This is a genomic window from Roseivirga ehrenbergii (assembly GCF_001593005.1).
GTDB lineage: Bacteria > Bacteroidota > Bacteroidia > Cytophagales > Cyclobacteriaceae > Roseivirga > Roseivirga ehrenbergii.
Genome location: NZ_LQZQ01000009.1, coordinates 53692 through 68504, shown reverse-complemented (window position 1 = coordinate 68504; position 14813 = coordinate 53692). Strand labels below are relative to the sequence as shown.

The window sequence follows — 14813 nt, the reverse complement described above, 5'->3', positions numbered from 1 at the left end:
TCCGTCTTTTTATCGTTATTAAAGGTCAGTTGAGGGGTCATATGCAATTTCTGGTCAAAAGGATTATATATAGTTTATTGATACTGTTGTTGTTTCTGCCAAGCACTTTTGCGCAAGAAGCAACTCAAACGGATTCTATTGTTTATACCCCAGATATTGCCCGAATTTTAACCACGCCCAATCCCGCAAGTTTTGGGGTAGATTACAAACCTTTTATAGAAGCTTGGCAAGGGAATATCTTTACCCAAACCCAAAAAAACCAATTAGGCCAGGCCCTATTGAACATGGAAAAAAAGGGTTTTAGGCCCCGCTTCGATTTCAAAGCAATCTTTAACATATTGATTCTGGCGAAAGAAAAACGAGACTTCAGCCAAACTCAACTAGACGATTTAGTGAAGGCTTGCTTGAAAGTTTCGGAAAACTACGATAAGAAAATCATTGACCAGTTTCACCAATATGCTGCATTCTTTTTGGGCGATATGGCGCTTTTTAAAGACCGTAGTTATGGCATTTATGTAGAGAATGCAGATTATGCATTGAAATTCAACGGAAGTGAAGACATTTCTGAAGAAGAGCCATTCGTAGCCGAGGCTCAAAAAGGTCCCGATGCCATTGAGCTTTTACTCATGAAGCAGCAGGGCTTAATTTCTAGTGAAGAAGATATTATCACCAACGAGCCACAGGTAGAAGCCCCTTTACCTTCCATGCCCACCCAAATGGGGCCAGTAATTGAGTTTAAAAAACTAGACCTGGCTTTTGTAAATCGTTTAGACACCATTTATCTCAGGAACACGCAGGGAAATTTCTCTTTCGAAACACTTGAATTCACTGGCCAAGATGGAGCCATTGACTGGACGAACGTAGGGCTACCAGCAGAAACGACTTATGCCAAGTTGCGCAATTACTTTTTCTCAGTTACCCAAACTGACATAAAGTTTGACGAGGCCTATTTTCATTACGAAGGCAAATTAGATCAACCCGTAGTGGGCGCTGTGGAAATTACCCTTGCACCACAAAGAAGCACAGTAGATTCCTACCCTAAGTTTATATCTGATTTTGCTGACGCACCCATAAACGATTTAGGCACCAGCGACCTGACCTATCGAGGTGGGGTGAGTTATGAAGGAAGAGACTTTTACAGTAAATCTGCTTTCAACGAACTTTCAAGGGTAGAAGGTTTTCTGAACGGTGAATTAAAATTTAGGGCAGAGGCCCCCAACTTTGTTTTCAATAAAAAGGATTCAATGGTGAGCTCCACCGTAGCGAAAGTGACGATTTACCATGGCACCGACTCCATCTACAACCCAAATGTAGAAATGGTATACAACTATGGAAATTACTACCTAAACCTTGAACCTAATACCGGTGATTTTGGAAGCACTCCTTTTAGCTCTTCCTATTATGGTGTGGACCTTACAGGTGACAGACTGATGTGGGACTTAAAATCTGATTCCTTACACCTTACCATTGGTTCAGCCCGAAGTGAAGTTCCATTGATTGTGGAATCGAAGAACTTCTTCAGTTCATCAAGGTTTTACAGCCTTTCGCAATTGTATGATTTTAACCCCCTAATTCTTTCGGTACGACAGGCTCAAAAATATGACCCTAAAAATGAATTCTACATTTCTGAACTGTCAGAAGATCGAAAAATTAGCCTCGGAATTTTAAAAAGAAGCATGATCGACTTAATGTCGAAAGGATTGGTGCTCTACAACGAATACACCGGCAAGGTGACTATTACCCCAAAAGGGCTTCATTATTACGATTCTGGCCGAGATGAATCTGATTTTGACGACCTAGTAATTCCTTCGGTAATTAGTTCTTCACCCAATGCCACTATCAATTTAGTAAATGATACCCTGACGGTTAGAGGAGTGGAAAAGTTCTATGTGAGCGATTCGCTCGATGTAATGATTACGCCCACCAACGGAGTGGTTAAAATTTCGAATAACAGAACCATAGAATTTGATGGCGCACTTGAGGCCGGAAACTTCCAGTTCAATGGCCAGAAATTCAAATTCGACTATAACAACTTTTTAGTAGAGTTACCTCAAATTGATTCGATTAAACTACAAGTAGAATTAGAAGAAGGCAGAAAAGAAGCCCTGAACAACCAGTTGGTAAATACCTCAGGAGTTTTGAATATTAACGACCCAAATAACAAGTCGGCAAGAATTTCGAAACCAGAATATCCCATTTTTACTTCCAATGAAAGCGCCAGTGTAATGTTTGATAAAAATGGTGTATTAGGCGGAGCTTATGACAGCACGGTTTACTTCGATGTACCACCTTTTCAACTTGATAGTGCCTCTAAGGCAGACCCTTCGGCTTATGCTTTTGAAGGAACTTTCTATTCCAATGGAATTTTCCCTGAATTTAAAGAAAACCTTAGGGCTATGCCCGATAAATCGTTTGGTTTTATTCACTCCATTCCAGATTCTGGTTATAGCCTTTATGGCACTACAGGTAAGCTTTATGGTGAAATAAAAATGGATCAATCAGGCCTTCAATCACCGGGGGCAATAGATTTTCTTACAGGTAATTTCAATACCGAATCGGTGACTTTCTATCTAGATTCCATGTATTCGAAAAAGGGAATTGAGGGCCAAATTTTGCCAGGCACATTAGATGGCGTTTCCTATCCTGCGGTAAAACTAGCCCGATATGAAGTAAACTGGCTGGCCAAAAAGGATAGCATGAATCTAAGAAATTTGGAAGCTCCATTTAAAATGTATGACAGCCTTGGTGCATTCAGCGGTATGCTTACGCTATCCACAAAGGGGCTCTACGGTACCGGAGAAATGAAAATGCAAGGGTCTAAAACTAATTCAGAGAATTACACTTTAGAAGAAACCTCATTTGAATCTAGAAATTCAGACTTTGAGCTGGATTCAGGAAATCCTCAAAAACCAATATTGAGTTCTGCCGATGTACGTGTGAATTATGATCTAGCCAATAACAGGGCTATCATTCAGCCCGAAGTACAAGGTAACGCAGCATTAGCTTTCCCTTTTGCACAGTACAAAACCTCTATTCCAACAGCCGAATGGGACATCGCGAATAATATGATTACCATGACCAAACCAGACACTGTTGCGTTGGAAAAGTCCTTTTTCTATTCAACTAAAAAGAGTATGGATTCACTGGTGTTTATGGGAACAAACGCCAATTACGATATAGAAAAACAAGAGTTAAAAGTGGAAGGCATTCCCTACATTGTTGTGGCAGATGCGCTGATTACTCCAGAAAATAATGAAGTGCTGATTCTTGAAAACTCAGAGCTGGGGGTATTGGAAAATGCAGTAATTGTTTTCGATACGGCCAATACAAACCACCGATTATACGATGCCAAAATAGAAATCATTTCGCGTAGTCGCTTTAGGGGTGAGGGCACCTACGAGCTCGTGACCGTGCAAGACACTTTCGCCATTAAGTTTGACAAATTTGGATTTGAAGAAGACCCCGTACGTGGCCTTTACACAAAATCAAGTGGCCAAATAAAAGCAGATGCGGGTGTAATTGTATCTCCAGGATTTACTTTCAAAGGCACCGTATTTATGTATGCCTTTAGAAAGGCGTTAGAATTAAAGGGTTCGGTAAAACTCAACCTTCAGAAACTAAAAGAGAAAAACGTTTGGATTGAATATGAATCGAATGATGACATTGCCGAAGTAGTTTTCAATTTTGATGAGGCCAGAACCGAATTTGGAGAGCCACTTACAGCTGGACTACACTTTAATAATGGAGACATATATCTTTCCTTTATCACTGAAAAACGCGACCCAAGCGATGACGATTTCTTTATTCCTAAAGGCGGAAACTTGTTTTACGATCAAAGTACTGGTTCGTACAATATTGCAAACCCTAACAAACTAGACGACCCTGCTAATTTTTACAAAGGCAACATGTTTTCTTATAATGAAGAAACTCAAGATGTTTCTTTTGAAGGAAAGCTAAACTTTGTCAGTCCGTTAAGCAAAGGATTGACTGTTCAGGGAGCAGGTAAAGGTTCTGGAAATTTAGATTCGGCCGATTTTAAAATCAACGCCATGCTGGTAATGGATTTCGGTTTGCCTGTAAACAGTGTTCCGCTTATGGCTCAAAACTTAAAAGACATGGGCGAAAAACTGGGAATTAAAAGAGCGCATGACGACCGGTCTGATTTGATTTACAAAGCAGCAGAGTTTATTGGTGATGAGGCCGTCAAGAAATGGGATAAATCTTATCAGTCGGTACCAATCCCTCTGGTAAATGCTTCTATCAAAGGCGAATTGGCTAAGAATTTAGTCATTTCTAATGTAGACCTTAGGTGGTCAAAACAATTAAAGACTTTCTATAGCGAAGGCAAAATTAGTGTCAGCAATATCAATAACACCGACATCAATATGGAGCTGGATGGTTTTGTAGAAATCAAGAAAACCCCTGAAGGGGACATTGTAAATGTTTTGATTCAAATGACCGATGGCACATGGTACTATTTCACCTATGATGGCTTCAGCTTAGGCACTTTTTCATCTAACGAAGCCTTCAATGCCTCTATCGCCAATCCGTTAGATGCCAAGGGAAAATCATCTAAACCCAAAGTGGGCGAATTCAATGTTTTCGCTTATTCTTTGGAGGAAGTTATCGCTTGGTCGAAAAACTACAGAAAGCTGTTTTACGGTATAGACGAGCCCTATAAATTAGTGATGTCGGCCGATTCAAATCAATCACTCAAAAAGAAAGAAGTGGTTGAAGGCGATGGATTTTAGGACTTCCCAAAACCCATCATCTCCATGGGCGTTTCATTACAAATCAATTATCTTCGAGTCATAAATTAAAAGACATGGCAAACATCAACGATTACATAGAAAACAATAAAGACCGTTTCTTAAACGAACTTCTCGATTTACTCAGAATTCCCTCGGTTAGTGCCGATAGTAAGTTCAAAGGAGACGTACTAAAAGCAGCTGAATTCGTACACGGAAAATTACTAGAAGCCGGTGCCGATGTAGCAGAAATTTGCCCAACTGGAGGCCACCCGATTGTTTACGGAGAAAAAATTATTGACGCCAAATTACCTACCGTTTTGGTTTACGGTCATTACGATGTTCAACCAGCCGACCCTTACGAGCTTTGGGATTCACCTCCCTTCGAACCCATAATAAAAACCACAGAAATCCATCCAGAAGGAGCCATTTTTGCTCGCGGTGCTTGTGACGACAAAGGTCAAGTTTACATGCATATCAAGGCGTTTGAGGCCATGATGAAAACTGATAACCTTGCTTGTAACGTAAAATTCTTAATAGAAGGAGAAGAAGAAGTTGGTTCTGACCATTTAGGGATTTTCCTTGAAGAGAATAAAGAGAAGTTGGCTGCCGATATTGTATTAGTATCCGACACTGGAATCATTGCCAACGATGTACCTTCCATTACTGTGGGACTAAGAGGTTTAAGCTATGTACAAGTAGAAGTAACTGGCCCAAATAGAGATTTGCACTCAGGTTTATACGGTGGGGCAGTGCCAAACCCAATCAACGTATTGGCCGAAATGATTGCTTCGTTAAAAGACGAAAACAAGAAAATTAACATCCCAGGCTTCTATGCGGATGTAATTGAGCTTTCTGCTGATGAAAGGGCAGCCATGGCTCTTGCTCCTTTTGATGAAGAAGAATACAAAAAATCAATCGGCCTAAGCGCTACCGAAGGCGAAGCAGGTTATACCTCTATGGAGCGTTCTTCTATTAGACCAACTTTAGACGTGAACGGAATTTGGGGCGGTTATATTGGCGAAGGTGCTAAAACTGTAATTGCCTCTAAAGCCTATGCAAAAATTTCAATGCGCTTAGTACCGAATCAGGATCCTGATAAAATCACAAAGCTTTTCCAAGATCACTTCACATCAATTGCCCCTCCATCCGTAAAGGTAAAAGTTATTCCACACCACGGAGGAAAGCCTGCGGTTACTCCAACAGATTCTCCAGCTTATATTGCTGCGGCAAAAGCCATGGAAACTACTTTTGGAAAAGCGCCAGTACCATTCAGAGGTGGAGGAAGTATTCCTATTGTGGCACTTTTTGAACAAACCCTGGGTTTAAAAACCGTATTAATGGGTTTTGGCCTTGATTCAGATGCCATTCATTCTCCAAACGAACATTATGGTGTTTTCAATTACTTTAAAGGAATTGAAACCATTCCATTGTTCTTCAAAAATTTTGCTGAACTGAACGACTAAAGTACATTTACAGTGGGCCTTAAAATTTTAAGGCCCACTTTTTACAAACTCTGGTTACATATGAGAAAGTATCTGCTGTCACTTATTCTGGTTGGTTTTACCTTAAGCTCGTTTGCTCAATTCAAGCAAACCACCAATTGGACCTTCGATGCTTCAGAAAAAGAAGTAAAAGTTGGGGATGAAATCGAGTTGATCTTCAATGTAAGTGTGATTAAAGACTGGTACATCTATTCTTCAAACCAGAAAGAAGATGTGATGGCTATACCCGCCACCGCAGAACTAAATGCCGACCCTTCTTTCGAAGTGATTGGAAAGCTATATGGCGTTAATCCAAAACATAAGTTTGACCAAATTTGGGGCGATACGGTAGAGTATTTTGGTGCGAAGGGAGAGTTTAGGCAAAAAATAAAAGTACTGAGCAATAACCTTAAGATTTCAGGCACACTTGATTTTCAAACTTGTACCGATGTTACTGGGCAGTGTGTTCCGGGGGAGCAAGACTTTGTAATTGATTTTATAAAAGTAACTGGAGGAGAAAAAGAACCAACTGAAACGCCAACTCAAGCTGCACCGCAGAATTTATTAAGCCAAGGGCCTGGAGTAAGAACAGTAACCTCGTGGAAACTTAGCAAAGAAGGAACTGCAGAAGTAGGCAGTGAAATTGATCTGGTTTTCAATGTAACTGTCGATGCCAACTGGTACATCTATTCTAGTGATTTAGCACCTGATGCTTCTCCTATTCCTGCCACCGTAGTTTTTGAAGAAACAGATGGTTTTGAGGTAATTGGTGGTTTGATTCCTACCAATCCAAAAAAGAAATTCGATAATTTTTTCAATGAAGAAGTAACCTATTTTTCTGGAAAAGGTGAGTTTAAGCAGAGAATAAAAATATTGAAACCCGACTTTCAAATTAAGGGCGAGCTCGATTTTCAAACTTGCTCCGATGTTGAAGGCCTCTGTATTAACGGAAGTGAGGATTTTGATGTAGCCCTGTCAGCCCTAGAAGATGGAGCGAAGAAGATTACCACAACGGCAGGAGTAGCCACTGGTACAAACAGCAAATCCAGTCAAAGCAGCTTTGAAGACTTGCTAAAACCCGAAGATGATGGCTCCTTATGGGGCTTTTTTATTACCGCTTTTCTTTTCGGGTTAGCGGCATTATTAACGCCATGCGTTTTCCCCATGATTCCGATGACAGTGGCTTTCTTTACAAACAGCAGCCAATCGAGGGCGCAAGCAATTACTAAGGCGAGTATATACGGAATTTCAATTATTGTTATCTATATATTAATCGGTCTGCTTTTCACAAGTTTATTCGGGGTAGGTATTGCCAATGAACTGGCCACAGGAGCCATTCCAAACATTATATTCTTTGCTGTATTCGTCATTTTTGCACTTTCCTTTTTTGGGCTTTTCGAAATCGTATTGCCTAGCGGGCTTGTCAATAAAATGGATAAGAAAGCCAATAAGGGCGGAATGTTCGGCACCTTCTTTATGGCTTTTACTTTGGTACTTGTGTCGTTTTCTTGCACAGGTCCAATTGTAGGTACAATTCTAATCGAATCTTTTCAAGGGCAAGTAACCAAGCCCGTGGTGGGCATGATGGGTTTTTCTATTGCCTTTGCTATTCCTTTTACCCTGTTCGCTATTTTCCCAGGAATGCTGAAGAGCCTTCCAAAATCCGGTGGTTGGTTAAATTCCGTAAAAGTGGTTTTAGGTTTTATCGAATTGGCTTTGGGTTTCAAATTCCTAAGCGTAGCCGATCAGGCTTATCATTGGGGCTTGCTCGACCGTGAAATTTACATTGCCATTTGGTTGGTGATTGCAGTGCTTTTAGGCTTCTATTTGTTAGGGAAATTACGCTTGCCACACGATGATGAAGTTCAAAAAACTTCGGTACCACGTTTAGTATTGGCCATCATCAGTTTTGTTTTTGCCGTGTATTTATTGCCTGGTATGTTTGGCGCACCACTCAAAGGCCTTTCTGGTTATTTGCCTCCACTTACCACACATGATTTTGCACTAAGGGAAATGATAAGAGAAGAGATTGGCGCTGCACAAATTTCAGGGTCGGCCACTGAAACAGGTTTTCCGAGTAAAATAAAATATTCAGACATTCTACATTTGCCCCACGGTATCAAAGGCTTTTTTGATTACGAACAAGCTTTGGCTTATGCCAAGAAGGTAAAGAAACCTTTGTTCATTGACTTTACAGGTCACGGCTGCGTGAACTGTCGTAAAATGGAAGAATATGTTTGGTCAGACCCAGAAGTACTCAAAAGGTTGAAAGAAAACTATGTGGTGGTGGCTCTTTATGTAGATGATAAAACGGAACTGCCGGAATCGGAATGGTACACTTCTGAATTCGACAACAAAGTGAAAAAAACAATTGGGAAGCAAAATTTCGATTTTCAGATCACCCGATTTAATGGCAACGCCCAACCTTACTATGTGCTTTTAGATAATAACGAAGCACCTTTGGTTAGACCCAAAGCATATGATGTTGAAGTGTCTAACTTTGTTGAGTTTTTAGACAAAGGGCTTGCAGAATTCACCAAACGCTAACCCATTACCGATGGCACTTTTCAAGCATTGGTATTGTTGACAAAACGCAATGCAGAAAGCCATGATTAAAGATACTTACCCCGTTGAAGGAATGCACTGCGCAGGCTGTGCCTCTACCGTTGAGAAAACCCTCAAGAACAGTAAAGGAGTACAAGAAGCTTCGGTAAACTATGCTACCAATACGGTTAGTTTAGTCTATAACGAGGCCGAAGTTGACTTTAAATTGCTCCAGAAATATGTAAAAGGTGCCGGCTATACACTTCAGGCCAAAAAAGACAAAGCCTCAGTTGCCACTGCACGAGAAGAAGGTTTGAAGAATACGAAACGAGCATTGGCTTTGGCCATTACGCTTGGTGCTATTGTCATGGTGCTTTCCATGTTTGTAGGTGACTTCCTCTATAAAAATTGGGCTCTACTCGCCCTTTCATTTCCTGTGGTCTTTATTTCTGGGTGGAGGTTTTTCACAAGTGCCTTTTCGCAAATTAAGCGAGGAGCCGTTAATATGGATACGCTCATTGCTTTTGGAACTGGTTCCGCTTTTCTGTTCAGCATGTTCAACACCATTTTTCCAGAAATAATTAGAAACCAAGGTTTGCAGGTGCATGTGTATTATGAATCGGCAGCCGTGATTATTGCCTTTATTCTATTGGGTAAGTATTTGGAAGAAAAAGCCAAGTTTTCTACCTCAAAAGCCATTGAGAAGCTTTATGAGCTTCAGGTAAAAAAGGTAATCCGAATTGAAGATGGAGAACAACATGAAATTCTATTTGAAGAAGTTCAGCTAAACGATATTCTCTTAGTAAAAGCCGGAGAGAAAATTCCTGTAGACGGAAAAATAATTTCTGGACGTGCAAGTTTAGACGAAGCCATGATTTCTGGCGAATCTGTTTTAGTTGAAAAATCAGAAGGTGATGAAGTAAAAGCAGGTACCATCAATACCGATGGAAGTCTACAGGTTAAAACCGAAAAGTTGGGTGAAGACACCATGTTGGGCAAAATCATTCAGATGGTTACTGAAGCCCAAGGCTCCAAAGCTCCCGCACAACAACTGGCCGATAAAATTGCAAGTGTATTTGTGCCAATAGTACTGGGCTTAGCCGCACTTACCTTCGTTATATGGTGTTTTATTGGCCCCGACCCTGCCCTCACTTACGCCTTTATAAACACCTTTTCTGTGCTCATTATTGCATGCCCTTGTGCTCTTGGTTTAGCCACACCAATGGCGATTATGGTTGGTATTGGAAAAGGAGCAAAAAACGGAATTCTCGTTAAAGATGCTGTGGCTTTAGAGAATGCTTCGAAAGTGACTAAACTTTTTGTAGATAAAACAGGCACTATATCAGAAGGGAAACTTTCGGTTACCGACTTCAAAACCTTCTTTACTGAAGAAAATAACCTTGAACTTTTGAGTGTGCTCAACGGAATGGAGGCGGCATCAAGTCACCCAATTGCAGAAGCAGTTACGGATTATCTAGAGGAAAATTATTTGCTTTTCCCTGTTCAAATTAAAGACCTTAAAACAATTGCAGGGGTTGGATTAGCCACTACCCTAGACCAACACAATTATAAAATTGTTGGAAAAAGCGGTTTAAAGGAAATTTCGCTTTCAGGTGAAATTAGTGATTTGATAAAAAGCTATGACAAGGAAGGTAGAACCCAAGTGTTCTTTATTCGGGACGAAAAGGTTTTAGCAGTAATTGCTTTAAAAGACACCGTCCGTAAATCATCTGCAGCTTTGGTGAATCAACTTCAAAAGCGCGGGATAGAAATTGAAATGCTTTCTGGCGACAACGAACAAATTTGCGCGAATGTGGCCCGCGAAACAGGGATCAAGAAGTATCAGGCTGGTCTATTGCCAGACGATAAGCACGCGATAGTTAAACAAGCCAAAACCGAGGGACACATTGTAGCTTTCGCTGGCGATGGCATTAATGATGCGCCCTCCATGGCCGAAGCGGATTTAGGAATTGCAATGAGCACTGGAGCCGATGTAGCATTAGAAAGCGCTTCTGTAACTTTACTAAACGGAGATATTTCTAAACTACATCAGTTAATTCTGCTTTCCGAAAAAACCACAAAAACCATGAAGCAGAACTTGTTTTGGGTCTTTGCATACAACGTAATAGCCATTCCTTTGGCGGCAGGAGTGCTTTTTCCTATCAATGGATTTCTTCTAAACCCTATGATTGCAGGCGCAGCAATGGCTTTTTCTTCTGTTTCGGTTGTACTGAATAGCCTTAGGCTCAGAGGTTCAAAAATATAGCCGAAAAAAAATATTTACTAAAAGGCCACATTTTTAGTACTTTGCCGTTGAAAGGTAAAAACTAACGGAGAATGAAAAAAAACTTAGGACTTGCCAGTGTTGTGAGTTTAGTCGTTGTGGTAGTTCTATACTTCTATTTTAGCAAAGAAAGCAATCCATTTATTGAAGAGGACATACCAACGAATGAAGTTGCTGAGATTCCAGAGCCACTTTATAAATTTGGAATACCCTTAGATGAGTATCAAATGCTTGAAGGGAAAATAAAGCGCAATCAGACTATTGCAGATATTCTTCTCCCTTTTAACATCAGTAATCAAGATATTTTCAGCATCGACCGTCTTTCTAAAGATGTGTTTAGCGTGCGTAATTTTATTCCAAATCGTGATTACACCCTTTTTTATACGGAAGACTCTATTAAGAGAGCCGCCTATTTTGTTTACGAGCCAAGCCCTTTAGAATATGTGGTTTATCAGCTGAAGGATTCAATTTCTATTTATAAAGAAGAAAGAGAGGTTGAAACCATAGAAAAAACCATGTCGGGCAGAATTACCGTTTCACTCGATCATTCTATCAGGGAAAAAGGAGGCTCAGCCGCATTAGTAAGTGCTGTGGCCGATGTTTTCGGATGGCAAATAGATATGCGTTCTCTTCAAGTTGGAGATTGGTTTAAAGTAATATATGAAGAAAGACAAGTGAATGGCGAGCCTATTGGAATTGGCAAAGTTTTAGGAGCAGAGTTTAATCATATTAGAAATAACTATATGGCTTATGCCTATGATCAAGGAGACGGATTCGATTATTATGACGATCTGGGTGAAAGCCTTCAAAGAGCATTCTTAAGGTATCCTGTTGAGTTTTCCCGAATCTCTTCACGATATAGTAAAAGTCGTCTTCATCCAGTACTAAATACTAGAAGAGCTCATTTAGGAACCGATTTTGCCGCTGCCAAAGGCACCCCAATTAAAGCTGCTGCTGACGGGGTAATTATTGCAAGAGGTTATACCGGAGGAAATGGCAACTATGTGAAGATTAGACATAACGGCACCTATACTACGGGCTATTTACACATGTCTAAGTTTGGAAATTACAAGAATGGGCAAAAAGTAAAAAAAGGAGATATTATTGGTTATGTCGGAAGTACAGGCTTAGCCACTGGCAACCACCTTTGTTTCAGATTTTGGAAAAGAGGAGAACAAGTTGATTTCTTGAGAGAAGATTTACCAGCTGAAAAACCACTTTCTGCGGAACACATTATAAAGTTTGAAGCCATGAAGGAATTGATGGATAAAAAACTAAATGACATTCCAATGGATTGGGTGGAAGATGTTATTACTGCTAGTAATAGATAAATGAAATTGAATTTATATTTTTAAGCAGGCTAATCCCTGCTTTTTTTATGTCAATCAAATTTGCAAACCGGTCTCTAGTTATTTTTTTGTTGCTGTGCACTTCCTTCATTATCCATGCACAAAAAGTGGGCTTGGTTTTGAGCGGAGGAGCAGCCAAAGGCATTGCTCATATTGGGGTAATGAAGGCACTCGAAGAAAATAATATCCCCATAGACTACGTAGTGGGCACATCAATGGGGGCCGTAGTCGGGTCGCTATATGCAGCAGGTTTTAGCCCAGAAGAAATCGAGATAATTGTTACCAATCCCAACTTTGAGAATTGGATCAACGGTGTATCATCAGAACGTTATCAATACAACTATACCAAATCTCAAGACGATGCCTCATGGCTAACCGTTGACCTTCTTTTAGATAAAAATTTCAAGGCATCCATTAGTACTCCATTGGCCAACGATATTATTATCAATTTTCTTTTAAACGAATATTTAGGTCAGGCGGCAAAAGCAGCCAACTATAATTTCGATAATCTGTTTGTTCCATTTAAGGCTGTAGCTGCCGACATTTTTTCCGAAAAAGTAGTTCGGCTAGATACGGGCTCATTGATGCAGGCTACACGTTCATCCATGGCAGTCCCGTTCTTTTACAGACCAATCAAATTTCAGAATCAATACATCTTTGATGGTGGTGTTTACGACAACTTTCCTGTAGACATAATGAAAGATGAGTTTAAGCCCGAAGTAACAATCGGGTCAAACGTAGCCACTAAAAAAGCCGAATCTTATCCGTTTGATGCTGATGAAGAAATTTTGACGGACGCTCTTCTTTTTCTCTTCCTCAACAAGTCTGACCCCTCTCAGTTAGACAGCACGGATATTTACATTGAGCCAGAAATGAAGTCTTATACGGCCATGTCGTTTGATAAAGTTCCTGAACTAATCCAAGCAGGATACGATGTAACCATGAGTCAAATGGAAGGTATAAAGCAGAAAATTTTGCGTAGAGTAGATAAAAGTCAGGTGGAATCAAATCGAACCAAGTTCAGAGAAAAATTTGAAGCGTATGAATTTGGAGCCATTAGGTTATTTGGTTTTATGCCAAAACAGGAGTTATTGATTAACTCTTTAGTTTCTTTTAAAGATGGCCCTTTAAGTTTGCTAGAAATCAGACAAGCCTACTTTAAACTGCTTTCCGAACCTTACTTCAGAAATATCTATATCAATTTTGACTACGATTATGAAAAGGAATTTTATGTGTTGGAATTTTATTTAAAACCAACTGCAAGAAACGGCCTATCAGTAGATTTTGGAGGAAATCTTTCCACCAGAAGCGTGAGTACACTACACTTCGGTTTGACGCTTAATTCTTTTAATCGCTTCCTAAATTCGTATAAGCTTAAAATTTCTACTGGTAAATTTTATGAGTCGGTTTATTTGGGTTCTCGTTTTAATCTTAACCCTAGAACAAGGTTATTTTTAGAACCTTCCTTCTTATTAAACCAATGGGATTACCTAAATACAGATGATTTTTTCGATGAAAAAGCCAATCCTACTATTCTAAACAGAATAGATAGGAAATTTGGTGCTATCGTAGGTTTAGGATCTGGCCAACGCAGTGTATTTACAGCCGAAGCCGCCTATGTTAGAAACTCCGATAACTTTAGCAACATGGCTAATATTTCAGTTGAAGAAAGCTTAGACCACACCAGGTATGAGGCCTTTAAAGGCAAACTCAGCTACGAAAGAAACAGCCTGAACACCAAACAATTTGCTACTTCGGGAGTGAGATTTTACACCTCTGCCAACATGTTGTTAGGGCATCTTTCCTATACCCCAGGAAGTACTTCTGTTTTATACAGACCTAATGTGACTACCACCTATACAGAATCAAAAAACTGGCTGGCACTTGAGCTATATTTTGAAGAGTACAAGAATATATCTGACAATTATAGTTTTGGATGGAAGTTCGAATCAATATATAGTACCCAACCCAACTTTATGAACTATCAGTCCAGCCTAATTTATGCTAGCCAGTTTAACCCTATGTTCGATTCTGAAACCTATTTTCTTCCAAACTATAGAGCATATAGCTATGTGGGGGCTGGAATGGTACATTCGGTTCGTTTAACAAACAGTCTGTTTTTTAGAGGAGAGGTTTATGGCTTCAGTGCTTATAATCGACCACAGCAAATAGCTGGGCAACAAGCACAGGATAAAAATGGCTTTGAGGATGTTCGTTTATTAGGAATGGCAGGCCTAATCTATAATTCCGTCTTGGGCCCCCTCACTCTTCGGGTGAATTATTTAGAAAACCCCACTTCTAATTTAGGGTTGTCGCTCTCATTCGGGTATATGATTTTCAACCAAAGATCAATTGAATAGAAAAAGGCTATTTGCTTCCTTTAAATATTCTTTTACTTGTTATA

Annotated in this window: 6 protein-coding genes; all 6 read left to right on the top strand. The window is 40.0% G+C overall.

Going from position 1 to position 14813, the window contains the following annotated elements:
* Positions 1–77: 77 nt before the first annotated feature.
* The 6 genes from MB14_RS07690 to MB14_RS07665 all read left to right on the top strand — a co-directional run bounded on the left by MB14_RS07690 (position 78) and on the right by MB14_RS07665 (position 14769).
* Positions 78–4751, top strand: coding sequence for a hypothetical protein (locus MB14_RS07690; protein ID WP_132644030.1), 4674 nt, complete (start codon positions 78–80; stop codon positions 4749–4751).
* A 74-nt stretch (positions 4752–4825) separates the two neighbouring features.
* Positions 4826–6214, top strand: a complete 1389-nt coding sequence (locus tag MB14_RS07685) for a dipeptidase (RefSeq protein WP_062591001.1) — start codon at positions 4826–4828, stop codon at positions 6212–6214.
* 60 nt (positions 6215–6274) lie between these two features.
* The gene (locus tag MB14_RS07680) at positions 6275–8779 is read left to right on the top strand and encodes a protein-disulfide reductase DsbD family protein (RefSeq protein WP_084376001.1); all 2505 of its coding nucleotides are present in this window, start codon (positions 6275–6277) and stop codon (positions 8777–8779) included.
* 49 nt (positions 8780–8828) lie between these two features.
* Positions 8829–11042, top strand: coding sequence for a heavy metal translocating P-type ATPase (locus tag MB14_RS07675; RefSeq protein ID WP_062591000.1), 2214 nt, complete (start codon positions 8829–8831; stop codon positions 11040–11042).
* 71 nt (positions 11043–11113) lie between these two features.
* Positions 11114–12391, top strand: coding sequence for a peptidoglycan DD-metalloendopeptidase family protein (locus MB14_RS07670; protein WP_062590999.1), 1278 nt, complete (start codon positions 11114–11116; stop codon positions 12389–12391).
* A gap of 47 nt (positions 12392–12438) precedes the next feature.
* Positions 12439–14769: a patatin-like phospholipase family protein gene (locus tag MB14_RS07665; protein WP_062590998.1), complete on the top strand. Its 2331-nt coding sequence runs from the start codon at positions 12439–12441 to the stop codon at positions 14767–14769.
* The last annotated feature ends 44 nt before the right edge of the window (positions 14770–14813 follow it).

What these genes read in the sequence shown, in the direction of transcription:
- MB14_RS07670 (WP_062590999.1), top strand. Translation starts at nt 11,114, where the DNA reads ATGAAAAAAAACTTAGGACTTGCCAGTGTTGTGAGTTTAGTCGTTGTG.
- MB14_RS07685 (WP_062591001.1), top strand. Translation starts at nt 4,826, where the DNA reads ATGGCAAACATCAACGATTACATAGAAAACAATAAAGACCGTTTCTTA.
- MB14_RS07665 (WP_062590998.1), top strand. Translation starts at nt 12,439, where the DNA reads ATGTCAATCAAATTTGCAAACCGGTCTCTAGTTATTTTTTTGTTGCTG.
- MB14_RS07675 (WP_062591000.1), top strand. Translation starts at nt 8,829, where the DNA reads ATGCAGAAAGCCATGATTAAAGATACTTACCCCGTTGAAGGAATGCAC.
- MB14_RS07680 (WP_084376001.1), top strand. Translation starts at nt 6,275, where the DNA reads ATGAGAAAGTATCTGCTGTCACTTATTCTGGTTGGTTTTACCTTAAGC.